This is a genomic window from Dyadobacter bucti (assembly GCF_005869225.1).
GTDB lineage: Bacteria > Bacteroidota > Bacteroidia > Cytophagales > Spirosomataceae > Dyadobacter > Dyadobacter bucti.
Genome location: NZ_SWFP01000005.1, coordinates 281,251 through 303,145, shown reverse-complemented (window position 1 = coordinate 303,145; position 21,895 = coordinate 281,251). Strand labels below are relative to the sequence as shown.

The following is a 21,895-nucleotide window of genomic DNA, read 5'->3' as shown; positions in this document are numbered from 1 at the left end:
TAAAGATCATATTTACGAAATGACTGAAACGCCAAATCTCGTTGCGTTTACACCGGAACGACTGGAAAAAGTAAAGGAAATCATAGCACGCTACCCCGAGGGCCGTCAAAAATCGGCTCTTTTGCCGGTTCTGCACGTTGCCCAAGAGCAATGGGGCTGGCTGAGCAGCGAGGTGATGGATTATGTAGCAAGCATATTGAGTCTTGAACCTGTTGAGGTTTACGAAGTTGCTACTTTTTATACCATGTACCACCTTGAACCGGTCGGGAAACATGTAATCGAATATTGCCGCACAGGACCTTGCTGCCTGATGGGCGGGGAAGACATTTACGGTTATCTGAAACAAAAGCTGGGTGTTGAGCCGGGCGAGACAACGAAGGATGGCCTTTTTACGGTAAAAGAAGTTGAATGTCTGGCAGCCTGTGGCTGGGGGCCGGTTTTCCAGATCCGTGAAAAATATTATATGAACCTCACCCGTGAGCGTGTGGATGAAATTATTGATGAATTAAGCAAATAAGCTTTTAAGCCTAAATATTATCCTCAAATGGCTATAAAAATATTAACGGAACATATTAACGTTCCTGGTATTGAAACCTTCGACGTGTACCGTCAGAAAGGTGGATATACCGCCGTTGAAAAAGCGATCAAAACCATGACACCGGAAGCGGTTGTGGAAGAAGCCAAAAAGTCTGGTATCCGTGGAAGAGGTGGCGCGGGATTTCCGATGGGGATGAAATGGGGATTTCTTGCAAAACCCGACGGCGTACCCCGTTATCTGGTATGCAACGCTGATGAATCCGAACCAGGGACTTTCAAAGACCATCATTTGATGAAATCAATTCCTCACTTGTTAATTGAGGGAATGATCATTTCAAGCTTTGCACTCGGTGCCAACAAGTCTTTTATATATGTGCGCGGCGAACTGATGTACGTGATCCGTATATTGGAAAAAGCAATTGAAGAAGCAAAAGCCAAAGGATTTCTCGGCAAAAATATATTGGGAAGTGGCTACGACCTGGAACTGATCGTACAGTCGGGAGGTGGCGCATATATATGTGGCGAGGAAACTGCCCTGCTCGAATCCCTGGAAGGAAAAAGAGGAAACCCAAGAAATAAACCGCCATTTCCTGCGGTGAAAGGTTTATACCAAAGTCCAACTGTTGTAAACAACGTGGAATCCATTGCAAATATGCCGTGGGTTATTAACAACGGAGGCGAAGCTTATGCTGCTATTGGTATCGGCCGGAGCGCAGGAACAAAATTGATTTCTGCATCAGGACATATTGAAAAACCGGGCGTATATGAAATCGAACTGGGCGTAAGTGTTGAAGAATTCATTAATTCTGACGAATACTGCGGAGGTGTCAGAAAAGGTCATCACCTCAAAGCTTTGGTAGCAGGCGGTTCCTCCGTCCCTATTCTTCCTGCACATCTGATTATGAAAACGGCAAACGGCGAGGATCGTCTGATGTCGTACGAGTCATTATCAGACGGAGGATTTGCCACGGGTACCATGTTGGGATCAGGAGGATTTATCGTGTTTGATGAAACAGCCTGTATAGTCAGAAATACCTGGAACTTTGCCCGTTTTTATCATCATGAATCTTGTGGCCAATGCAGCCCCTGCCGTGAAGGAACAGGCTGGATGGAAAAGGTTCTGCACCGCATTGAGCACGGTCATGGAAGCATGCATGATATTGACCTGCTGGTGGATATTTCCAAAAAAATCGAAGGTAATACAATTTGCCCTCTTGGCGATGCGGCCGCTTGGCCGGTTGCCAGCGCAATACGGCATTTCCGGGAGGAATTCGTGTGGCATATCACCAATCCGAAAGAAGCGTCTCTGCCGGGAGCAGTATATCAGGGAGCGATGGAATTGGTGTAGCGGAGATTGTCTCTGTCCCTAAAAGTACGATTACAGAAGAATAATGCATATTATTTGGTATGGAAGAAATAAAATCTCAATTAGTTAAAATTACATTCGACGGTATAGAAGTCGAGGTAGAGCCGGGAACAACTATCATGCAGGCAGCACGAAAGATTGCCGAAGCGGATGAAAGCCAGGCGGCCTTGGTGCCGCCGGCAATGTGTTATTATAAACCACTTCCAACTTCGGGAGGTAAATGCCGCGCGTGTTTGGTGCGGGTAGCACAAGGTTCTGCAAAAGATCCGCGCCCGATGCCCAAGCTGGTTCCTTCATGCATTACACAGGTTCAGGAAGGAATGGTTGTGGAAAATACCACGAACCAGGCAGTATTGGATACCCGTAAAAGTATTGTGGAATTCCTGCTTATCAACCACCCCCTCGATTGCCCCATTTGCGATCAGGCTGGGGAATGCCACCTGCAGGATTTTGCTTTTGAGCACGGATCTGTGAAAACAAGGTATGAGGAGGATAGAAGGACTTTTGACAAAATAGATATTGGCCCGCACGTGCAATTGCACATGACCCGCTGCATTCTTTGTTATCGTTGCGTTTACACCGCCGACCAGATTACCGACCAGCGTGTGCACGGTGTAATGAACCGCGGAGATGCTTCTGAAATCAGTACCTACATTGAAAAAGCAATTGACAATGATTTTTCGGGAAATGTGATAGACGTTTGCCCGGTAGGTGCGCTTACAGACAAGACCTATCGTTTCAAAAACAGGGTCTGGTTCACAAAACCTGAAGACGCGCATCGTGATTGCGAAAAATGCTGCGGAAAAGTAACTTTATGGTATCGCGGAGAAGAGGTAATCAGAGTTACAGCCCGCAAGAATACATGGGGTGAGGTAAACGATTTCATTTGCAACACCTGCCGTTTCGACAAGAAAAAAACAAGCGACTGGACATTGGAAGGACCTACCAAAGTCAAAAGAAGCTCTGTTATTTCAGCCAATAAATATCGCGCTGATCTGGTAAAAAAACCTGATTTTGCATTGAAGCTGGCCGCAACGCAGTTCAAGAATATCGATGATTCCCGCCCGTATGTTACTGACGAAGATACCATCCGGCACCAGAGCATAGAAAACAACGATAAAGCAAATCATCGTTCTTTGTTGAGTAAAAATAACTGATATCTGGTCTGCAAATTATTTTAAAGCGAATTAAGAAAAATGGATTTAACCGAGTTTCTAATTAAGACTGCAACAATATTCGTTGTTTTTGTCCTCACCCTCGTCATAGCCATGTATTCCACGTGGGCTGAGCGTAAAGTGGCTGGTTTTATCCAGGACCGGATGGGACCAAACCGGGCCGGATGGGGCGGCTTGCTTCAACCGCTTGCTGACGCGGGCAAAATGTTTTTTAAAGAGGATTTTATCCCTGCTCTTGCCAATAAATGGCTTTTCATTGCGGGTCCCAGTTTGGCCATGCTTACGGCTCTTCTGGCCAGCGCAGTTATTCCTTTTGGAAGCACATTCCGTTTTGACGGACACGAAGTAGTACTTCAGGGTGTGGAGTCCAATATTGGAATTCTGTATGTTTTTGGCGTGGTAGCCCTTGGCGTGTACGGAATTATGGTAGGTGGCTGGGCCTCTAATAACAAATTCTCATTGCTGGGTGCTATCAGAGCAGCTTCGCAAAATATCAGTTACGAAGTAGCAATGGGCTTGTCGCTGATTGCCATCCTGATGATGAGCAGCTCACTTTCACTGGGTGAGATCGTGGCTCAGCAACATGGCGGAAACTGGAATATTTTTTATCAGCCGCTGGGCTTCATTATTTTCATTACATGTTCTTTCGCAGAATGTAATCGTGTGCCTTTCGATCTTCCTGAGTGCGAAACCGAGCTTGTAGGCGGTTATCATACCGAATATGGAAGCATGAAGTTGGGTTTTTATCTGTTTGCCGAGTATATCAATATGTTCGTTTCTTCGGCTATCATTTCAGTGCTCTACTTCGGTGGCTATAACTATCCCGGAATGGATTGGGTTTACACGCAGCTCACTGGTTCTTTTGGTCCCGAATTAGGACACAACATTGCTACGCTGATCGGAACAGCAGTATTTTTTGGAAAAGCCCTATTCTTTATCTTTTTCTACATGTGGGTTCGCTGGACTATCCCGCGTTTCCGCTACGATCAGCTGATGAACCTGGGATGGAAAAAACTGATCCCTCTGGCTATCTTTAATATTATCATTACCGGTGCGGCCGTTCTTTTCTTAAAGCCGGTTATTACTGCCTGGTTGAATTAAATTAAAATACGTATTGCCATGCAATTGACAAATCGCTCTAAGCAAGTAAGCAATAAAGAAATGACGCTGATGGAGCGCGCCTACCTGCCGGCTATTGCGCAAGGTCTGGCGATCACCATCAAGCACTTTTTCGCCAAAAAAGTTACGATTGAATATCCCGAAGTAAAAAGGTACCTAGGCCCTGTTTTCAGGGGACGGCACATTTTAAAAAGAGATGAGCAAGGCCGCGAAAGATGTACTGCGTGCGGACTATGTGCGGTAGCCTGCCCGGCAGAAGCAATTTCCATGGTTGCAGCAGAACGCGAAAAAGGTGAAGAAACCTTGTACCGTGAAGAGAAATATGCTGCGGTATATGAAGTGAATATGCTGAGATGTATTTTCTGCGGTCTGTGCGAAGAAGCTTGTCCTAAACAGGCTGTTTACCTCCGCCACGATGAGTTTGTTCCTGTGTTCTCAGAACGTGACCAGGTAATCTGGGGAAAAGATCTTTTGGTAGAGGATATGAATGACCGCTACACACGTGAAGCGTGGACAAAGGAAGAGGCCCGCGCACTGGACACAAAAAGGGCCAATGGCGAAGTTACCAATGTAGTTCCGAGGCCAGTTCCCTGAACTGATTAAATTAAACCATCAGCAGCTGTATATTGCTATGAATTCTTCTATATCATTTTTTTATTTCCTTTCATTTCTGACGGTGCTGAGCGCGTTGATGGTGATACTTTCACGAAACCCCATTCATAGCGTTCTTTATCTGATCCTGACGTTTTTTACATTATCCGGCCATTATATTCTGCTTAATGCGCAGTTCCTGGCGGCAGTGAATATTATCGTTTATGCGGGCGCTATTATGGTTCTCTTCTTGTTCGTGATCATGTTCCTTAACATGAAACAGGATCATGAAGAAGCTAAAACTAACCTTACGAAAATTGCGGCCACGATAGTGGGCGGCACCGTATTTGTTATTCTTTTCGGGGCCTATCGCAAAAGCGTTATCCCAACTTACAATCCCGAACAGTTTGACTCTCAGATCGGAATGATTGAAAACCTCGGGGCTTTGCTTTTCCGGGATTATCTGCTCCCATTCGAGCTTGTTTCTATTTTGCTTCTCGTAGCAATGGTAGGCGCTGTGATGTTAGGAAAACGGGAGATCGGAGAAAGACATTTCTAGACTTAAACGCCGAATTATATCCGTAAGAAGGGGGATTTTCTCGGTTGAGAAAATCCCCCTTTTTGATTCACACTTTACTATTGATTAACCTCAACTTCGGTATAGGCCTCAACGGGTATACAAGAACAGATCAAATTTCTATCGCCGTATGCACTGTCTACGCGGCTTACACTTGGCCAGAACTTGTTGAACCGTAAATGTGGCAGCGGGAAGGCAGCCTTCTCTCTGCTGTAAGAACGGTTCCAGTTTTCGCTAAGCAATATACGCGACGTGTGCGGCGCGTTTTTCAAGACATTATCTACACGATCGGCAGTACCTTCCTCCACTTCCCGAATTTCATTTCTGATCGCGATCATCGTATCACAGAACCTGTCCAATTCTGCTTTCGATTCCGATTCCGTAGGTTCGATCATCAACGTACCAGCAACCGGGAAGGATAAGGTCGGTGCATGGAAACCATAATCCATCAAACGTTTTGCCAAATCCTCTGCCTCCACCCCAGCCGCTTTGAAGGAGCGACAATCCAAAATCATTTCATGCGCGCAACGTCCGTTAGCACCCGTATAAAGTACATCGTAGTGACCACTCAGACGTTCTTTAACATAGTTTGCATTCAGTATCGCAAATTTCGTAGCATTTGTAAGCCCTTCACCACCCATCATTGCAATATATGCATAGGAGATCGTAAGGATGCTGGCGCTTCCATACGGTGCCGCAGAAACTGCGCCCGCTTCACCAGCAGGCAAATGTGCCGGTTGCGTACTAAAATTAACGTGACCAGGCAAAAACGGCATCAAATGCTCCGCAACGCCGATCGGCCCAACGCCCGGACCGCCGCCTCCGTGGGGTATACAGAAGGTTTTGTGTAAATTAAGATGGCACACATCCGCCCCGATCGACGCCGGGCTTGTCAACCCCACTTGTGCGTTCATATTAGCCCCATCCATATAAACCTGTCCGCCGAACGAATGGATCATGGAACAAATCTCAATGATACTTTCCTCGTAAACCCCGTGGGTCGACGGATAAGTAACCATCAAGCAGGCGAGTTCGTTGCTGTACTGCTCCGCTTTGGCCCTAAGATCTGCCACGTCTATATTTCCACGCTCATCACATTTTGTAACCACCACTTTCATTCCCGCCATCACTGCGGAGGCAGGATTGGTGCCGTGCGCTGACGAGGGTATCAAAGCAACGGTTCTATGTTGCTCCCCGCGGCTTTCATGATAAGCTCTGATAGCCATCAAACCGGCATATTCACCTTGTGCGCCGGAGTTTGGTTGGAATGACATGGCCGCAAAACCAGTAATTTCGCACAACCAAATATTCAGTTCACTAACGAGCTGCGCGTACCCTCCCACCTGATTGGTTGGTGCAAAAGGATGTATCGATCCGAATTCCGGCCAGGTTAAAGGGATCATTTCTGCTGTGGCATTCAACTTCATAGTACAGCTTCCCAGTGAGATCATGGAATGTACCAGCGATAAATCCTTGTTTTCCAAAGATTTAAGATACCGAAGCATTTCATGTTCAGTATGATGCGTATTGAATACCGGATGCGTCAGATAAGGAGTTGTTCTGGCAAGATTTTCTGGAAGTGTAAATTCAAGTTCATCCTCGATAACCATTTCTCCCTGGAAACCTGAAACCTCCGCAAATACATTCAACAGTGCAATTACGTCATCAAAAGTCTTCGCCTCGTCAAATGATACCGTAACACCTTCTTCTTTATTATATCTCAAATTAATACCCCATTTCACAGCCGTCTCTCTCAGCTTTCTTGTTAACGGTGTCTGGATTGTAACTGTATCAAAATAATTGTCTGTCAATACATCGTAATTAAACTTTCTGACAGTGTCAACAAACAGGCGGGTCAGTCCGTGTATACGGGAAGCGATGCTTTTCAAACCTTCCGGCCCATGGTAAACCGAATAAGCTCCGGCGATAACTGCGAGCAATACCTGAGCGGTACAAATATTGGAAGTCGCTTTTTCACGGCGGATATGTTGCTCACGAGTCTGCAACGCCATTCTCAAAGCCCTGTTACCTTCCGCGTCTACAGACACTCCTATGATACGACCAGGAATATGGCGTTTGAAAGCATCCTTGGTAGCGAAATACGCAGCGTGAGGCCCCCCATAACCCATCGGCACGCCCAATCGCTGGGAAGATCCGACAACAACATCCGCACCCATTTCGCCCGGCGATTTCAACAATGCCAACGCCAGCAAATCAGCTGCCACTGCAACAAAAAGATTCAATTCGTGAGCGGAGGCAATGAAATCGGTGTAGTCGATCACCTCGCCATTGGTAGCTGGATATTGGACAAACAACCCGTACAGATTCTCATCAGACAAATCCACAACTGCATGGTTGCCTACCACAACGTCAATACCGATAGGCTTCGCCCTTGTTAGAATCAGATCAATGGTTTGGGGATGGCAAAGCTCTGAGACAAAAAAAGTATTTGCTTTTTTCTTCGACGACGGACGCAAGCCGTGCAGCATTGTCATAGCCTCAGCTGCGGCGGTCGCCTCGTCAAGCAAAGAAGCGTTTGCTATTTCCATGCCTGTGAGGTCCGTTACAACAGTCTGAAAATTAAGCAACATTTCCAGCCTTCCCTGTGCTATTTCTGCCTGATATGGTGTGTAGGCGGTATACCAGGCCGGATTTTCGAGAATATTCCTGAGAATTACATTGGGTGTAACAGTGTCATAATAACCGGTGCCAATGTAAGATTTAAGGATCGCATTCTTACCAGCAATCTTTTTAATACCCTGTAAAAACTCCTGCTCAGATTTTGGACTCGGCAGGTTCAGAGGTTTTTCCAAACGTATCGCCGCAGGCAGCGTCTCATCGATCAGCTCATCCAATGAAGCCGCTCCAATGGTGTCCAACATTTCCCGTAATTCCTGCGCATCTTTACCGTGGTGACGGTTTTCGAACTTATCCTGATTTCGAAGATTAATTTTCATTCAAATTGGACTAACAAAGTCGTTAATGAGTGGTTTTAAAATACAAAAGTAAGCAAATCCAACCAGATCTTTTAGAGATTGATTGCATTGCTTACTCTTGAATATGTACAAAAATGCAGTCTGCGTACCTATTAATGATTTGGGCACCCGCAGTCTGTTTTGCGTTTGAATATTCCCAATATCTTTTTTGATTTCGGTTTCTGGTAACCCTTATATTTCTTCTTCTTTTTACCAAAAAGCTCAGCCTTAGCGGCCTCAGGTCTTGCCTGTGCAGTTTCTAAACCAGATACACTGAACATCAGAGTTAACACCAGAATCAGAGGAACAAATTTTCTCATAATCATTATTTTCGATCATATATGCGCTTAAATATTCAACGCAATATTGGCTGATCCAGTATAAGAAAACAATTTTGATTTCCCTATTACAGCAGGATCAGGCCTTTACCAGTTCCAATATCGTAATTTCCGGCAAAATTCCTACCCTCCCGGGATAACCCAGATAACCAAACCCCCTGTTCACATAAAGGTACTGATCGTTTTCTTCATACAAACCGGCCCATTGCTTATATCTGTATTGAACAGGGCTCCATTTCAGCTTTCCGATCTCAACCCCGAACTGCATTCCGTGAGTATGGCCTGCAAGCGCCAGATCTATGTCCTTGAATTTTGGTAATACCTGGGCCTCCCAGTGGCTAGGATCATGAGAAAGTAATATTTTTACCGGGTAGTCTCCCGTATCCTTATGTGCCTTTTCCAGATTCCCATACTTGGCAAAATTACCTGCGCCCCAGTTCTGGATCCCGATCAACCCGATTTCTTCTCCATCCACTTTAATTCCCCTGTGTTCATCAAGCAAGAGATTCCAGCCAAGTAATTTGTGCGCCCTCTTCAAATCGGCCAGGTTGCTGTTTTTTGCCTCAATGCTTTGCCATTTGAAATAATCCCCATAATCATGGTTGCCCAAAACCGAATGTACCCCCAGCGGAGCTTTGACCTTGTCAAAAATATTGATATAATCTTTCACCTCCATAGCACGGTCATTCACAAGATCACCGGTAAAAAAAGCAATATCCGGTTTTTCCTTCATCAACATCTCCACGCCGCCCTTAACAGCCGTTTTATTAAAAAAGCTTCCGGAGTGTATGTCCGACAGTTGCGCTATTTTGATACCATCAAATGCTTTTGGCAAGTTCTTTAACGGCACACGTACACGCCGGATACGGTAATCATGAGCACCTGAAATGATGCCATAGGCAAAAGTCCCCATCAACCCGGCACCGGCTACTACCGCCGTGGTGGCAAGAAACTGCGACCTGGGAATACTCCGTTCTCCCGTCTCTGGAGAAACCGGGGCGACGGAAGGAAAAAACAAACTCGTGATCCATTGCAAGAGCCTGCGTACTTCGTCAATCAATAAGACGAAGACAGCCAGCAATTTGGATAAATAAGGAATTGCGATCAACGCGATAACGAATGTCCGCGTATTTCTGCTGAAATAATCAGGTGGCAAAAACTGCATACCGACATAAGCCAGCAAAGTAATGGCGGTAAACCCCCAGTAGGCACCTCCGATCCAGCGTTGTGTCAGTGGCGACAAATTTCGGATCGCCAAACGAAGCCCCTGCCAAACGTACCAGTCTATAGCGACGAGGACAAAAGTTAATAATATAAAGAAAAAAGTACGGTTCATTTCAATGATAATTAAACATATCCGGATCAACATTTTCGAAGATTTTCTCGTTCGGTCTGCGAAACAGAATATGTTGCTACGGGAACTCCTTTCTGCCGACGGCAGATTTCCGGAGCTGAGCGGTAATTTGTACTTTTGCAGACCAGTTACCAGCTTGTATGGAAAAGTACGATTTTAAGAGATTTCACATTCGCTCTATCAATGCGGCGTCAGATGAGGAAAGAGCCGCAATCAACCAGGAGTTAAAGGATTTGTACAATAGTTTGCCGGAAGAAGAGAAAAAAGCTTTTAACGAGCAGCTTCAGCAATTTCTTGCAAAGGAAATGGGACGTATCAAATCAGATTATGAATCCATAAAAGGCTCTGATTCTCTTAATTAAATGCTGCGTGAACGGATCAGTTTAGCCTCGGATCAATAGGGTAATGTGCGATGGAGCGATATTCGCCGCCCATGTTGCGCAATATTTCCCGCCAGAAATTTCCTGGAGGAGTACTAAAAAGAAAATCGGAAGTGGTGTTCGTAATAATCCATGAATCCTGGTTGAGTTCGGCATCAAGCTGACCACCGCTCCATCCCGAATATCCAATAAAAAACCGTACATCTTCCTGCTGCAACGTATTCAGATTGAGGAGCGTTTTTACGCTGGCAAAGTCGCCGCCCCAAAATACATTGTCCATGATCTCCGAGCCGCCGGAAACCAGATCCGGTCGCCTATGAATGAAGTGTAATGTATTTTTCTCGACCGGCCCCCCCAAATGAAGGGTCACATCCTGATAAATAGTTTCATCCAGAACATCCCCCAAAAACAAATCAGTAGTTTGGTTCAGCACAAACCCAAAACTCCCGTGTTCATTATGTTCGCACATAAGAATCACCCCTCTTTCAAAATTGGGGTCACCAAGAAATGGCTTGGCTATTAAGAGACTTCCTTTTGAAATATTACCGGCTGTCCGCATAATTTAGCAGATATATTTTATTCAAAAACGAATATATTTAATTTTCCGCAACAAATTTGCAGCGGTGGATAAAAGCGTGTCTTAAATATTCATCCGAACTGATTAAATTATAATGAATTAAAAAAATGGCTTTGATAAAATCTGTTCGGGGATATACTCCTGTTTTCGGGGAAAATTGCTGGTTTGCAGAAAATGCAACCATTGTTGGAGATGTTGTAATGGGAAGCAACTGTACGGTTTGGTTTAATGCAGTAGTCAGGGGTGATGTGAACAGCATCCGGATCGGGAATTATTCCAATGTGCAGGATGGAGCCGTCATTCATTGTACTTACCAGCGTTTTGCAACCACCATAGGGGATTATGTATCAATTGCCCATAATGCTATTGTACATGGCTGTACCATCGAAAATCATGTGCTGATTGGAATGGGGTCCATTGTGATGGATGGGGCGGTGATCGGGGAAGGTTCGATTGTCGCTGCGGGCGCTATTGTCACCCAGGGAACGAAAGTCCCTCCCGGAACCATTTATGCCGGCAATCCGGCAAAGTATCTCAAAGACGTTTCTCCCGAACTAAATGCCGCCATTGACAGAACAGCTAATAATTATGTTACTTATTCGGGTTGGTTTAAGGAAGCGGAGGATTAATTTCTGCTTGGAAGGCATTTAACAATTAAAGTCATTTGGTTCTGTTCAAACAGCACAATTTGATAGATTTAAAATTCTATGGCATTTTCTACACACTTGATTGACTGATAAAATTTTTGCAAAAAGAATCTATGTAAGCAATGAAAATTTCAACAAAATAGTTTGTAGATGTTAAATACCAATGCGACAAATATTAATATAAATTATTAAATCCAGTGATTACCTACATTCTTTAAATTTGATTATTACACCGGCTGAAATAAATAATAATGATATATAAATTAGTACATTTCGATATTCTGATTTAAAACATAGTTGTTTCCGATGAAATGATAAATCACATGAACTCCGTAGATAAAAAATCCTGCTGACTACACAAACCCACACAGTCGGATTTTAAATCATTCTCATTGCTACTTTCAATTCCCCAATCCTCCCTAAGACATCTCTTATGACAAATTACGAGAAAGGTGATAAAACTATCTTGACCTAACTATTATGAAAACCTTTACTACCATTAGCAATGATTCATTTACATTCAGAAAACGCTGCAGATCCGGTACTCCAATTTGCTTTCTTAGAAGACACGGATGAAATATAGAATTTTTTGACCTGCCAGGAATTGAGTGTTTTCAACCTGTTATTGCTGCAAATATTTACTTTTAACAAGTTGTAACATTCTACAATGTCCAGATTCTCCAGGTTAGGCACACCGGAGAGGTCAATTGAGGACATCATGGATTTGCTTGCAATTATAGATTTTAATTGATCATTTTTTCCCAGTCGTAAGTAGCCGATCGATGAAGAATATCCACCCCCATCACCGAGCCCTGAACATTCAACAAATTGCAGTTTCATGTTTTTGCTTACATCCAGTGTGTCGAGGGATGGCACGAAGTCTTTAATAACACCTGCGGTGAAAGCATAGTAATACCGATTAGCATCATTAGTTGGGATTTGGTTGCCAGTGTATTTGAGATACTTTAAATTAGTAAAATGCTCCAGCCCTTCTAAACTGTTACCATTACCTTCTAACAAAATATTTAGACTATCCACATCCTTAATGTCGCGATAACTAATTTGACCATCCGGTTTGGTGTCAGGATCAATCTTGCTCTTGATTAAAAATTTTTCAAATTCCGGAGATATCGTAATCGATTTATCATCAGCAGGTATTTTGTTGTCATAGTCTTTACAACCTATGAATACCACCACAAGTGGGATGACAAATAAGGAAAAAATTGTTTTCATAAATAGCTCTTTTTCTGCTGTCAATTACATCGCATTTCAATTATTTCATTAATAATATCCTTTTAACTTCGTTGTGCTGGACCGTCTCTAAATGATAGTATATGATCTGCGCCCCAGCGTCCATTTCGATGTCTTCCAATGGAAATGTATAGCTATGTTTTCCTTTTGAAATATCTTTATTTATCTCCTTTAAAGTAAAACCATTCTGATCAAGAAGCCTGATTTTCATAAAACTTTCAACGGTAGTTGAAAAGCTGACATTCAGGTATTGTTTCTTTGAAATGGGATTGGGAAATAAACTTGTATTTTCCAATACAGCTTCATTTTCGGTATTATCAGACCCAATCCTCGCACCAGGTACAAGATTAATATAAACCCAGGGGACAATTGGTACAATCCTGCCACTTGCTGTTTTCGCGTACCCTGAAAATCCAGGATCTCCCCCCACAGGACTGGGATTATAACTGCTTCCCATGTTCGGTGCATCTTGCTCAAATGGCGATAGCGGAAACTGATTTTTCCAACGATAAATTGAGAAAATACCCGTTGTGCTGGCTGTATAGTCAAAACTGCCGTTTTTAGCTAAACTTAACCTCGGAAGTGCTGATGGTAGGATTGGAGTCTTCGAAATAATCGTTCCCATATTGTTATAAACATCGTCTGCCATGTTTACCAAATTCGCTTCACTAAAATGCGTCTTGTCCGTTTGGCGGTTCGTGTAGGTATCAGAATTTTGGGACATCCATACAACATTTGATGTTGTAGCTTGAACATCGATTTGTTCTTGTACCACGCTGCCAACATTTTGATAATTTCCCAAAGGAGTGACTAGGGTTCCACCATTTGCTGTATTACTACTAATTTGATCGACCGTTAGGTTAGGGTTTACTCGGTTATTACCTATTAAAGACACTTTCGAAATTGCCCACGCAAGGTTTGGTTGAAGCACCCGGGATTCTGCAATTATAGCTTTTAATTTAGATTCGTAATCACCAATCGCGTAAGCTGGGCTCGGCGGAGACATTGTAGGGCCTGGGACGGGCCCAGAAGTGTAATTAGCGCTTCCATGTTTGCTAAGCAACGTCTTGGTTTCAGCTTCTCCTTGATGCCAAAGTACAGCACGTACCCCAGTATAGTTTATGTAGTATGAGAGAAAATCTCGTAAATCGCTGTATGGTAGCCGACTATCGAAAACAGATCCCCACGGATTAAAAATCGTAGTAGTTGCACCATAGGTCATTATGTTTCCATAATTGTTGTTATACATTTGTTTAACCCGTAACATTGAATCATACCAATTATTAATGCTACTTCCGCCATGAGCCATATTGTAAAATGCAACAGGGACAACTCGGGCAGGCAACTCTCTGACGGCGATTTTGTTTCCCAATTCCTGCCAGAACCAGGGCCTATCTCCCCTTGGACCGATCTTAGGGTTCCACGGGTCAATGCGCGTAAATGTTGGTATCCAAAGATCTCCAAAATCCCCAAACGGTGCGTTTCGGTTACCTGATACGCAATCGAGGTTTTCGGTTGTTGAAATTAAGTGAACATCCCCAGCTCCTTGAGCGTTGGACTGACCCGCAATAATAAATACCTCTCCAACACCAAATCTCGCCTCCCAATTTCCTGATTCCGGCGCATTTACCCTAAACAAATACCAACCTGTGGGAACATCCAAAGTGAAATGAAATATTGCGCCGTTCCCCAAGTTCGAGATTGATCCAGCCGGGAAGGCTTGTGCAGTTTTCCAATATCCTGTGAAATTGCCGTTTTTGTCTAACTTCTCTATTTGATAAGTCAAATTGTTATTTACAAACATCTGTCCTGAAAACGTCACTATGGTAGAACCTCCTGTGGTAGTTGTGTTTCTTTGAAAGACAGCATTAGACCGGGGAGTAAAAATTCCGCCGGCCTGTCCAAATGCACGAAATGTTGTGGCAGCGAGCAGAGTTAACAAGAATAACTGTTTCATATATTATTTGATTTCTTTGATGTTGATAAGTGGAATTTGCACGCCATAATAGGAATTGATTGTCTTGATAAACTCATTGGCAATGACTGCCTGACCAATCTTGGTGGGATGTATGCCATCTGCTGAGAAAAAATTGCCATTTGGATAACTGGGATCAATTTTTACGCCGTCATCTGTAACAAAATCCTCATCTAGAATTTTTGAATACAGTCCATTCAAATCAACAACCGGCATTCTGTTCAAAATTGCAATTGTGGTAATCCACGAATTGTAAACGCCAACATCAACTTTTTCCTCAGCTCCGATCACATCTTCATCCATAAGAGGCACATCCGGAGAGCGACCAATTGAACTAACATTTGTAAAAAGAGTGCTGGTATTCTCGGTAGGGATTAGAAGGTCATTCTTATTTAATCTTCGCACTTGCAACTTCCCGTTAAATTCGGCAAATAATTGATCGCCAGATATTTTCTTAATATCGCTAAGTTTGTAGTGCTGAAAATATGGAAATCTGAGTACGTCCGGCACATTTGCAATAACCCCCTTAGCGCCCTTTGAAAATAGAAGCTGAATGAGATCGTCTTCTGGGTAATAGCCTTCCCGATCATTGGTCATCATGCTTATTGATTGACCATATCCCCCGTTCTTATAGTAGGAAACGAAATCATGCATCCCAATTTCAAGCGTGAAAAAATCGGCTGTATCTATTTTGTTATTTACGAGCCAATAATATGAGGCCTTTCCCTCTCTTTGCTGATCAACGTATCTATATATATGGTCGTAGGAATTGCGTTCGAATGCTGGCAAGAACGAACCTCTCATACTCTCGTCAACCCTGATATTGGAGATCTTCAGGAACGGGATTGCCAGATTATCAACAACTCCTTCAATTCTTGACAGGTTTTTCTCCGACAGGGTATTTTCTGAAATATGGGTAAATTTCAAAATCCCGTTATGATTCTCGACCTTTTGATATCCGATCCCATTTCTAAAAGTAGAGTCAAAAAGCGGTTGCTTAAAATTTAAAAGGCCCATCTGCTTGGCTAAGAGATTGGGAAATGAGGATATTTGACTCTCTCTTGTCAAACCTCCATCCCTTACTCCCGCAGAAAGCGATCCGCCAATCGCAACGTATCTGATCGGCCGTTGTTTTTGAATCGAGCCCAAATCTACTTGTTGGGCATATAGTGAACTTGAAATTAAAATAATGGCTATAAAAGCCAGCAGGAGAGCATAATGTGTCCTTTGTTTCATTGACGAATAGTTATTGATGGAGGGAAAAACCGTGCCATTTTGGCTCCGTCAAAATAAATACACGCCACAAAATTTCCTGTTGCGGAAACTGCAAAAGACTTTGCGATTTCCGCACAACTTTTGGCGGGCTGAAACTATTCTACAACGGAATTTTAAAAACCATCTTAATTTGTCCGTGATATACACACACTTTTGCCCGAACACACAATGATCGACTTTGGGAGTAATTTTAGGAAAATACGGGAAAAAGCAGGCTTATCTCAGGAGGCTTTGGGAATCTGCCTGAGTTTATCAACATCCATTATTAACAGGATTGAAAACAACAAAAGAAGGCTTGATGTAGGTACCGTACATCGCCTGTCGATGGTGCTTAATCTGGAAATCACCAAGGTTATGAAAGCACTGGTTGATGGTAAGGCGATTGATCTCATCAATACTCCGCCCGACCTCAAAAGCCGTTTCCAGAAAATCAATCCCGGAAAAAAACGGATTATCAAACAGTTGGAGAAAAAGATTAAATAGGCTCAGCCCATCTCTTTTCTGGCATTGATGTAACCTTTGATCACCGTAAAAGTTGTGATGGCCAGGAAGAATAAAATGATATATTGAACGTAATCGACGATCCCCGGAAAGCGTTCGCCAAACAGGTAGCCGCCGCCGGTTAAAGTTCCGATCCAAATTGCACCGCCCAATATATTATTAAAAAGAAAAGCAGGCAGTGTCATTTTTACCAACCCTGCCAGAATAGGTGCAAAAGTCCGGACCACAGGCAAAAACCTGCTGATAATCAGAGTTCTGCTCCCATATTTCTCGAAATATTTCCGCGTCGTTTCGATATGTTTCTTTTTGAAGAAAAACGAATCCGGCCGGTTTTCGAAAATACCACCGAAATATTTCCCGAAAATATACCCTACTAAAGAGCCGAGCACAGCAGCAGCGAACATAGACAACAGCAAAACCATAATAGGAACTTTTAAAATGCCCGTTCCGCAGAAAACCCCGGCTAAGAAAACGAGGTAGTCGCCTGGCAAAAAAAAGGCAAAAAAGAGTCCGTTTTCCGCAAAGACGATAAATGTAATAACCAATAAACCACCGGTGCGGATTATCTCCTCCGAATTAAGAATATATTGAAAAAAATCGACAATTGAATCCATGAATTTTACTCCTCATTTACAAAAAGGTATTCTGCCCAATTTAAGCATTTTCCGAAAGTTCGAGCCACCGCATCTCTTTATCTGCCTGGCTCTCCGTTAACTCATCTATTTGCTTTGCCCACTTCGAAAGGTCGCTATGCGAGCCCCCGTTATTAAGTTTCTCCACGAGCTCGGTTTTTTGTTTTTCCATCATAGCAATTTCCGATTCAAGCTGCTCCATTTCTTTTTGTTCCTTGTAACTGAGCTTTCTTTTAGGAGCAAGCGGAGATGCAACAACGGTTTCCTTGACAGGCTCAGCGGCCTGCACTACGGGAATTTTACTGCCGGCCGTAGATCCGGTAATCTTTTTTTCAGCTTCCTGCTCATCCTGATAGTCGCGAAGTTCGGTGTAATTACCCGGAAAATCGCTAATCCGGCCTTCTCCTTCAAAAACAAATATATGCTGTACCAGTCTGTCCAGGAAGTACCTGTCATGGGATACGATCACCAGACAGCCCGGAAAATTAAGCAGAAACTCTTCCAGCACATTCAAACTGGCAATGTCAAGATCGTTGGTTGGCTCATCGAGAATCAGGAAGTTAGGCTGTTTGATCAATATCAGAAGCAGCTGTAACCTTCTTTTTTCCCCTCCGCTGAGTTTTGAAATAAAATCATACTGCTTGGAAGGAGAAAACAAAAACGCCTGCAACAAATGGCCCACCGTAACAGTTTCCCCGGTACCGAGCTGCACCACCTCCGCTACATCCTTCACAATGTCGATTACACGCTGGTTTTCATTGAATACAAGATCAGATTGTCTGTAATAGCCAAATTGTACGGTCTCGCCTTTTACGATCTGTCCCTTATCCGGAAGAAGTTCGCCGGTAATCATGTTCAACAGCGTAGACTTACCCATACCATTCTGCCCCACAATCCCGATCCGGTCGCCACGACGGAAGGTATATTCAAAGTTTTTGATCAATTCGCGGTTATCAAAACCCTTACTTACATTGTCCAGTTCAATAATCTTGCTGCCAAGCCTGGACGTACGAACATTCAGTTCGAGCTGCATATCGGGTTTCTTCTGGCTGGCTTTTTCTTTCAGTTCTTCAAAGGCATCTACCCGGTACTTGGCTTTTGTTCCCCTTGCCTTAGGCTGCCTTCTGATCCAATCAAGCTCCTTACGCATGAGATTTCTGGCCTTATCGATGCCGGCCGCCTCTACCTCTTCGCGTTCGGCTTTTTTCTCCAGAAAATAAGAGTAATTACCTTTATAAGTATATGCCGAGCCCCGGTCCAGTTCGAGTACCTGGTTACAAACGGTATCCAGAAAGTAACGATCGTGGGTTACCACCAGGATTGTCGTATTGGAAGTATTCAGATAGTTTTCGAGCCACTCAACTGTATCAAGGTCAAGATGGTTGGTAGGCTCATCCAGAATGAGCAGGTCAGGATCTTCCAGCAACACTTTTGCCAGGGCCACCCTTTTGCGCTGCCCGCCCGACAACGTACCGTATTTATTTTCCGTATTATGTATCCCAAGCCGGCCCAGGATTTCCTTCGTCCTGTATTCAAAATCCCACGCATTGAATTTGTCCATATCCTCCATAACTGCCGACAGTTCATCGTGGTTATCGGTTTCTATGGCATGTTCATATCTTTTCACAACCTGGGCGATCGGATTATTGGAAGAAAAAATCACTTCCATAACCGGCAAATTTTCATCGAACGCCGGACTTTGGTCCAGATATCCGACACGAATATCCTTTCTGATACTAACTTCTCCTTCGTCCGCAGGAAGTTTGCCGGTCAAGATGTTCAGAAAAGTCGTTTTCCCTGTTCCGTTCGTCCCGATCAAGGCTACTTTATCTCCCCTGCTAATTCCAAAACTGATACTTCTAAAAAGCCATTGATCGCCAAATGACTTTGCTATATTTTCTGCTGAAAGGTAATTCATAATAAAATTTGAAATTCACTGGCTACAAAGGTAGGAGAGATATTAAACAAGAAAGAAAAAATTCGTTTTCGTTAGGTAAATAGCATAATATTGCTCTTTATATTTAGTTAGATGTTTTCATAGAACACGTTATTTTATCATGTCCAAAAAATTTCTTTACCTAATCTCAACAGTTTTCTTTGGTTTTAATGCTATTGCGCAGGACAGTAATTTTAAAAGTTATACGCAAAAGATAGGCGGCAGCACACAGGTATATGATATGGTGGCTGTTCCTGGCGGTGAATTTGTGATGGGAAGCCCTGCCTCTGAAAAAGGACGCAGAGCTGACGAAGGCCCTCAGCATAAAGTAAAAATCGAGCCTTTCTGGATGGGCAAACACGAAGTGGTCTGGGATATTTATGATCTTTATGCCTTCAAAAATATGGAGAAGGAAATGGCCGCCCGCTACCCTGACCCGGATAAAAGTGTTCAAAAAACGGATGCCAGCACAAGACCAAGTCCTCCATATGTGGATATGTCTTTCGGTATGGGCCGGGCCGGATATCCAGCCATCAATATGACCCAGTATGCAGCGATTCATTTCTGTAAATGGCTTTATGAAAAAACAGGCATTTTTTACCGGTTGCCAACAGAAGCTGAATGGGAATATGCATGCCGTGCGGGATCAAAAACTGCCTATTCCTTTGGAAATGACGATGCGAAGATTGATGAGTATGCATGGTACCGCAAAAACAGTGATGCCGCTTACAAAAAAATAGGTCTGAAAAAACCAAATGCATTCGGATTGCACGATATGCACGGTAATGTGATGGAATGGACACTAGACCAATATATCCCCGATTATTATGCCAAACAACCTGCCGGTGAAGCTTATGCTCCTGTAACTGAACTTTATCCAACCTCGGTTCGTGGCGGATCGTGGGATGATGAGCCTGCTGATTTGCGTAGCGCAGCACGTGTGGCTTCAAAAGCCGAGTGGAAAATCCTGGATCCGCAGCTTCCTAAAAGTGAATGGTGGATGACAAGTGCCTCTTTTGTGGGCTTTCGTGTGGTGCGGCCTCTCAAAACTCCTTCGGCTGAGGAAATCAAAGCCTATTACAGTCCTAAATTGATTGAAGATTATTGATCTCATATTCAAACTCTTAATTTTTTTAAAATAATGGAACAAAACAGACGTAACTTTTTGAAAGCAACCGGTCTGCTTGCGGCAGGCGGTGCTATCCTGAAGCCGATTACAGGATATGGTTATAATAGTGCTGTAGGTGAAACGATCAAAGTTGCTCTGATCGGATGTGGAGGACGTGGAACAGGAGCAGCAGCGCAGGCTTTGAGCACGACTCAGAATGTTCAGATCGTTGCAATGGCGGATGCCTTCAAGGACCGTCTGGACGAATCATACAAAAACCTGACCGCAAAGAAATATAAAAATGCCGCAGGGGTAAATGTCGACACAAAAACCAAAGTGGATGTTCCTGAAGATCGGAAATTTGTTGGTTTTGATGCTTTCAAAAAAGCAATTGCACTTAAGGATGTAGACGTAGTAATCCTTGCTACACCTCCTGGCTTCCGCCCAGCCCACTTCGAGGAGGCTGTGAAAAACAACAAGCATATTTTTATGGAAAAACCGGTTGCTACCGATGCGCCTGGTATCCGTAAGGTCCTCGAAATTGCAGAAGAGGCTAAGAAAAAGAAACTGAATGTTGTAGTTGGCCTTCAGCGTCACTATCAGGCAAATTATCTTGCTGCCATCAAACGCATTCACGATGGTGCAATCGGTGATATTGTCGGCGGGCAGGTTTATTGGGTCGGAAGCAGCCCGTGGATGAAAGAACGCCAGCCGAACCAAACTGAAATGGAGTACCAAATGAGAAACTGGTACTATTTCAACTGGCTTTGCGGTGATCATATCTCAGAACAGCACGTACACAATATCGATGTTGCAAACTGGGTAAAAAAAGGATACCCCGTTCAGATCCAGGGTACAGGCGGACGCGAAGTGCGCACCGGAAAGGCATACGGCGAGATCTTCGACCACCACACACTTGACCTGGTATATGCTGACGGAACCGTTATTTCCAGCCAGTGTCGCCAGTTTGAAGGTACCTGGAATAAAGTAGATGAGGCATTTGTAGGAACAAAAGGCCGTATCGACAGCTTTGACGGTAAGAAAACAATTCTCAAAGATTATAAAGGCGGCGTTATTTACCAACACGACGACAAAGGGGATCGCAACCCATATCAGGTTGAGCATGATGAGCTTTTTGCGGCAGTTGCAAAAGGGGAATATAAATTTGCCGACGCTGAGAATGGTGCAAAAAGTACTATGACAGCGATTATGGGCCGCATGGCAACATATTCCGGAAAGATGATCAAATGGGACGAAGCATTCAATTCAGACATTAATCTTTTCCCCGACAAGCTTGCGTGGGACGCATCTCCGAAAATATTACCAGGTCCGGACGGATTATATCCAGTTGCAGTTCCGGGTAAAACTCAGGTTATTTAAGTATATAAGAACAAAAAATGGCTCTCGGGAGCCATTTTTTGTTTGATTTGCTAACGAACGATACACTTAGGTGAAACTTAGTTTTACAAACGCTGCATTAATCCTCCTGGCCGGTATGATCGTACTGGCAGCAGGATCATTTTTACAATCCTCACAAGTTCAGTTGAGCCACCCCGTCATTTTATTTGGACTTGCCATCGA

19 protein-coding genes and 3 pseudogenes are annotated in these 21,895 nt (G+C 43.7%); 11 read left to right on the top strand and 11 right to left on the bottom strand.

Annotated features, from left to right (window positions below; all coding sequences use genetic code 11):
• Positions 1-19: 19 nt before the first annotated feature.
• From FBF61_RS18065 to FBF61_RS18040, 6 genes are read left to right on the top strand one after another with little or no spacing between them, the layout of a single operon-like run.
• Positions 20-517, top strand: a complete 498-nt coding sequence (locus FBF61_RS18065; protein WP_138479792.1) for an NADH-quinone oxidoreductase subunit NuoE family protein — start codon at positions 20-22, stop codon at positions 515-517.
• Between the two features lie 27 nt (positions 518-544).
• On the top strand, positions 545-1,885 hold the full coding sequence (gene nuoF / locus FBF61_RS18060; protein WP_138479790.1) for an NADH-quinone oxidoreductase subunit NuoF: 1,341 nt from the start codon (positions 545-547) through the stop codon (positions 1,883-1,885).
• 59 nt (positions 1,886-1,944) lie between these two features.
• Complete coding sequence (locus tag FBF61_RS18055; protein ID WP_138479788.1) at positions 1,945-3,060, top strand: NADH-quinone oxidoreductase subunit G; 1,116 nt, start codon at positions 1,945-1,947, stop codon at positions 3,058-3,060.
• Between the two features lie 39 nt (positions 3,061-3,099).
• A complete protein-coding gene (nuoH, locus tag FBF61_RS18050; protein ID WP_138479786.1) occupies positions 3,100-4,179 on the top strand; it encodes an NADH-quinone oxidoreductase subunit NuoH in 1,080 nt (359 codons plus the stop codon).
• 18 nt (positions 4,180-4,197) lie between these two features.
• Positions 4,198-4,791: a NuoI/complex I 23 kDa subunit family protein gene (locus tag FBF61_RS18045; protein WP_138479784.1), complete on the top strand. Its 594-nt coding sequence runs from the start codon at positions 4,198-4,200 to the stop codon at positions 4,789-4,791.
• A gap of 37 nt (positions 4,792-4,828) precedes the next feature.
• Positions 4,829-5,347, top strand: coding sequence for an NADH-quinone oxidoreductase subunit J family protein (locus tag FBF61_RS18040; protein ID WP_138479782.1), 519 nt, complete (start codon positions 4,829-4,831; stop codon positions 5,345-5,347).
• A gap of 77 nt (positions 5,348-5,424) precedes the next feature.
• On the opposite strand, the gene gcvP is transcribed toward FBF61_RS18040, so the two are convergent.
• From gcvP to FBF61_RS18025, 3 genes are all read right to left on the bottom strand, one after another.
• Entirely contained in the window at positions 5,425-8,322 is a 2,898-nt protein-coding gene (gene gcvP, locus FBF61_RS18035; RefSeq protein ID WP_138479780.1) for an aminomethyl-transferring glycine dehydrogenase, read from the bottom strand.
• Between the two features lie 131 nt (positions 8,323-8,453).
• On the bottom strand, positions 8,454-8,660 hold the full coding sequence (locus FBF61_RS18030; protein ID WP_229215111.1) for a hypothetical protein: 207 nt from the start codon (positions 8,658-8,660) through the stop codon (positions 8,454-8,456).
• A gap of 97 nt (positions 8,661-8,757) precedes the next feature.
• Entirely contained in the window at positions 8,758-10,014 is a 1,257-nt protein-coding gene (locus FBF61_RS18025) for a metallophosphoesterase (protein ID WP_138479776.1), read from the bottom strand.
• A gap of 158 nt (positions 10,015-10,172) precedes the next feature.
• Here FBF61_RS18025 and FBF61_RS18020 point away from each other — a divergent pair, with 158 nt between their 5' ends.
• On the top strand, positions 10,173-10,394 hold the full coding sequence (locus FBF61_RS18020) for a hypothetical protein (protein WP_205748297.1): 222 nt from the start codon (positions 10,173-10,175) through the stop codon (positions 10,392-10,394).
• A 16-nt stretch (positions 10,395-10,410) separates the two neighbouring features.
• On the opposite strand, the gene FBF61_RS18015 is transcribed toward FBF61_RS18020, so the two are convergent.
• Positions 10,411-10,971, bottom strand: coding sequence for a YqgE/AlgH family protein (locus FBF61_RS18015; RefSeq protein ID WP_138479774.1), 561 nt, complete (start codon positions 10,969-10,971; stop codon positions 10,411-10,413).
• A gap of 125 nt (positions 10,972-11,096) precedes the next feature.
• On the opposite strand from FBF61_RS18015, the gene FBF61_RS18010 reads away from it, so the two are divergent.
• Positions 11,097-11,618 (top strand): gamma carbonic anhydrase family protein, encoded by a 522-nt coding sequence (locus FBF61_RS18010; protein ID WP_138479772.1) that lies wholly within the window; start codon positions 11,097-11,099, stop codon positions 11,616-11,618.
• 528 nt (positions 11,619-12,146) lie between these two features.
• On the opposite strand, the gene FBF61_RS18005 is transcribed toward FBF61_RS18010, so the two are convergent.
• From FBF61_RS18005 to FBF61_RS17995, 3 genes are read right to left on the bottom strand one after another with little or no spacing between them, the layout of a single operon-like run.
• Positions 12,147-12,893, bottom strand: a complete 747-nt coding sequence (locus FBF61_RS18005; RefSeq protein WP_138479770.1) for a hypothetical protein — start codon at positions 12,891-12,893, stop codon at positions 12,147-12,149.
• Positions 12,894-12,909: 16 nt separating this feature from the next.
• Positions 12,910-14,844, bottom strand: a complete 1,935-nt coding sequence (locus tag FBF61_RS18000; protein ID WP_138479768.1) for a sialate O-acetylesterase — start codon at positions 14,842-14,844, stop codon at positions 12,910-12,912.
• 3 nt (positions 14,845-14,847) lie between these two features.
• Entirely contained in the window at positions 14,848-16,098 is a 1,251-nt protein-coding gene (locus tag FBF61_RS17995) for an SGNH/GDSL hydrolase family protein (RefSeq protein ID WP_138479766.1), read from the bottom strand.
• Positions 16,099-16,290: 192 nt separating this feature from the next.
• Between FBF61_RS17995 and FBF61_RS17990 the strand changes: the two genes are divergently transcribed.
• The gene (locus FBF61_RS17990; protein WP_138479764.1) at positions 16,291-16,620 is read left to right on the top strand and encodes a helix-turn-helix domain-containing protein; all 330 of its coding nucleotides are present in this window, start codon (positions 16,291-16,293) and stop codon (positions 16,618-16,620) included.
• 2 nt (positions 16,621-16,622) lie between these two features.
• Here the strand turns inward: FBF61_RS17990 and FBF61_RS17985 are convergent, their stop codons facing one another.
• The 4 genes and pseudogenes from FBF61_RS17985 to FBF61_RS35765 all read right to left on the bottom strand — a co-directional run.
• Positions 16,623-17,252 carry a DedA family protein gene (locus FBF61_RS17985; RefSeq protein ID WP_138479762.1) on the bottom strand — a complete coding sequence of 210 codons (630 nt, stop codon included), beginning with the start codon at positions 17,250-17,252 and terminating at the stop codon, positions 16,623-16,625.
• Positions 17,253-17,292: 40 nt separating this feature from the next.
• A pseudogene (locus FBF61_RS35775) lies at positions 17,293-17,487 on the bottom strand (ABC transporter C-terminal domain-containing protein); the annotation flags it as partial.
• 375 nt (positions 17,488-17,862) lie between these two features.
• Positions 17,863-18,180: pseudogene (locus tag FBF61_RS35770) on the bottom strand (ATP-binding cassette domain-containing protein); the annotation flags it as partial.
• Between the two features lie 180 nt (positions 18,181-18,360).
• Positions 18,361-19,188: pseudogene (locus tag FBF61_RS35765) on the bottom strand (ABC-F family ATP-binding cassette domain-containing protein); the annotation flags it as partial.
• Positions 19,189-19,327: 139 nt separating this feature from the next.
• Here FBF61_RS35765 and FBF61_RS17975 point away from each other — a divergent pair.
• Positions 19,328-20,314, top strand: coding sequence for a formylglycine-generating enzyme family protein (locus FBF61_RS17975; protein WP_138479758.1), 987 nt, complete (start codon positions 19,328-19,330; stop codon positions 20,312-20,314).
• 33 nt (positions 20,315-20,347) lie between these two features.
• Complete coding sequence (locus FBF61_RS17970; protein WP_138479756.1) at positions 20,348-21,694, top strand: Gfo/Idh/MocA family protein; 1,347 nt, start codon at positions 20,348-20,350, stop codon at positions 21,692-21,694.
• The last annotated feature ends 201 nt before the right edge of the window (positions 21,695-21,895 follow it).

Bases quoted from the DNA above. Each gene is read 5' to 3' on its own strand.
- FBF61_RS18065 (WP_138479792.1), top strand. From the start codon at position 20: ATGACTGAAACGCCAAATCTCGTTGCGTTTACACCGGAACGACTGGAA.
- nuoF (WP_138479790.1), top strand. From the start codon at position 545: ATGGCTATAAAAATATTAACGGAACATATTAACGTTCCTGGTATTGAA.
- FBF61_RS18055 (WP_138479788.1), top strand. From the start codon at position 1,945: ATGGAAGAAATAAAATCTCAATTAGTTAAAATTACATTCGACGGTATA.
- nuoH (WP_138479786.1), top strand. From the start codon at position 3,100: ATGGATTTAACCGAGTTTCTAATTAAGACTGCAACAATATTCGTTGTT.
- FBF61_RS18045 (WP_138479784.1), top strand. From the start codon at position 4,198: ATGCAATTGACAAATCGCTCTAAGCAAGTAAGCAATAAAGAAATGACG.
- FBF61_RS18040 (WP_138479782.1), top strand. From the start codon at position 4,829: ATGAATTCTTCTATATCATTTTTTTATTTCCTTTCATTTCTGACGGTG.
- gcvP (WP_138479780.1), bottom strand. From the start codon at position 8,322: ATGAAAATTAATCTTCGAAATCAGGATAAGTTCGAAAACCGTCACCAC.
- FBF61_RS18030 (WP_229215111.1), bottom strand. From the start codon at position 8,660: ATGAGAAAATTTGTTCCTCTGATTCTGGTGTTAACTCTGATGTTCAGT.
- FBF61_RS18025 (WP_138479776.1), bottom strand. From the start codon at position 10,014: ATGAACCGTACTTTTTTCTTTATATTATTAACTTTTGTCCTCGTCGCT.
- FBF61_RS18020 (WP_205748297.1), top strand. From the start codon at position 10,173: ATGGAAAAGTACGATTTTAAGAGATTTCACATTCGCTCTATCAATGCG.
- FBF61_RS18015 (WP_138479774.1), bottom strand. From the start codon at position 10,971: ATGCGGACAGCCGGTAATATTTCAAAAGGAAGTCTCTTAATAGCCAAG.
- FBF61_RS18010 (WP_138479772.1), top strand. From the start codon at position 11,097: ATGGCTTTGATAAAATCTGTTCGGGGATATACTCCTGTTTTCGGGGAA.
- FBF61_RS18000 (WP_138479768.1), bottom strand. From the start codon at position 14,844: ATGAAACAGTTATTCTTGTTAACTCTGCTCGCTGCCACAACATTTCGT.
- FBF61_RS17995 (WP_138479766.1), bottom strand. From the start codon at position 16,098: ATGAAACAAAGGACACATTATGCTCTCCTGCTGGCTTTTATAGCCATT.
- FBF61_RS17985 (WP_138479762.1), bottom strand. From the start codon at position 17,252: ATGGATTCAATTGTCGATTTTTTTCAATATATTCTTAATTCGGAGGAG.
- FBF61_RS17975 (WP_138479758.1), top strand. From the start codon at position 19,328: ATGTCCAAAAAATTTCTTTACCTAATCTCAACAGTTTTCTTTGGTTTT.
- FBF61_RS17970 (WP_138479756.1), top strand. From the start codon at position 20,348: ATGGAACAAAACAGACGTAACTTTTTGAAAGCAACCGGTCTGCTTGCG.